This is a genomic window from Chroococcidiopsis cubana SAG 39.79 (genome assembly GCF_003991895.1).
In the GTDB taxonomy this organism is placed as follows: domain Bacteria; phylum Cyanobacteriota; class Cyanobacteriia; order Cyanobacteriales; family Chroococcidiopsidaceae; genus Chroococcidiopsis; species Chroococcidiopsis thermalis.
The window spans coordinates 1,797-2,111 of sequence record NZ_RSCK01000120.1; the positions used below are offsets into that span (position 1 = coordinate 1,797).

A 315-nucleotide genomic window follows, 5' to 3' on the forward strand; every position below is an offset into this window, starting at 1 on the left:
ACCAATTAGCCAAACCGGAAGTTCGGTGAGATCGTGAATGTCCCGTGCTACTTGCAACATCTTCGGATGATGAAACAGATAGTCTGCCTCGTCGATAAACAAGGGTCGTCTACTCAGTTTCATTTGCTCTTTCACAGCAGTTAGCATTTTGGCAGGTAAGCTGGGAGGATCGATAGACAGTTCGATTGAAATGTCCTGTAGCATGGCGCTGGGACTCCAAACAGAAGTGGCTCTGACAGGGCAAACGCATCTAAATTTATACCAAGCTTAAAGTGATATTCTGGAACAAATACTTTTATGGAGAAATAAGCGTCT

General features: G+C 44.1%; 1 pseudogene. It reads right to left on the reverse strand.

The annotated features are described in order from the left end of the window. A pseudogene (locus DSM107010_RS40530) lies at window positions 1–204 on the reverse strand (AAA family ATPase); the annotation flags it as partial. Between the last annotated feature and the right edge of the window lie 111 nt (window positions 205–315).